2 protein-coding genes are annotated in these 722 nt (G+C 56.4%); one reads left to right on the top strand and one right to left on the bottom strand.

What is annotated here, in order from left to right; translation table 11 throughout:
* Positions 1-245 precede the first annotated feature (245 nt).
* Positions 246-467, top strand: coding sequence for a hypothetical protein (locus tag P1S46_12375; GenBank protein MDF1537259.1), 222 nt, complete (start codon positions 246-248; stop codon positions 465-467).
* Positions 468-536: 69 nt separating this feature from the next.
* On the opposite strand, the gene P1S46_12370 is transcribed toward P1S46_12375, so the two are convergent.
* Positions 537-722, bottom strand: a 186-nt coding sequence (locus P1S46_12370; protein ID MDF1537258.1) for a HigA family addiction module antitoxin, incomplete at its 5' end; no start/stop codon positions are given.

Genomic DNA, 722 nt, shown 5'->3' with positions numbered 1-722 from the left:
GCCCGAAGGGCCGCGGCAATCTCGGGCTCTGCTGCTACTTCCCGGGATCGCTTCCACCTTCGCGTGAAGCTTCGGTGGACAAGTCGCAGCATTCCTGGGGTCGTAGCTTGTATCTTAACCTATGTTGCAATACAAGCTACGACCCCCGTTCGCGACCCCCGTTCGCCCCCATATAAAACCGGATGTGTTTCCCGGTTTTATATCCTGCAAGATTACCCTGTGCATTACCGTCACATGGATAACAGATGAAGAAACGACTCTCTTTCATACTTGTTGCTGCCACCATCTGCCTCCTGGCAGCGGTGGCCTTTGCCGATCTCACGGGCACGTTTAAAGGTGAGGTTGTGGGTGTCATGGATGGAGACACCGGGGAACCGGGAACCAGGGAACCAAGTGAACCATTGGGGTCAGGCCGCCTGTCCTGCCTGTCCCGAGCATGGTCGAGGGGTCGGCCCTGCCTGTCTTGAGCTTGTCGAAAGGAATTCGGCCGACAAGTCGGCGGACAGGCAGGGCAGGCTACTACTGATACTTATCTCTTATCTCTTGGAACTTATCTCCTTCAAAACTTCCTCCCCTATCCTGTCCCTCTGGATCTCCAGGTCGTACCTTGCCTGCAGGTTCATCCAGAACCCTTCCGAGTTGCCGAAGTAACGGGCCAGCCTGATAGCCGTGTCCGCAGTGATAGCCCTCTTGCCATGGACGATCTCGTTGATGCGGCGGGG

It is taken from the genome of bacterium, assembly GCA_029210545.1.
GTDB lineage: Bacteria > BMS3Abin14 > BMS3Abin14 > BMS3Abin14 > BMS3Abin14 > JARGFV01.
The sequence above is the reverse complement of the archived record's forward strand: the minus strand, read 5'-3'. Positions and strand labels throughout refer to the sequence as shown.

Excerpts from the sequence above, each read along its gene's own strand:
- P1S46_12375 (MDF1537259.1), top strand. The coding sequence starts at position 246 with ATGAAGAAACGACTCTCTTTCATACTTGTTGCTGCCACCATCTGCCTC.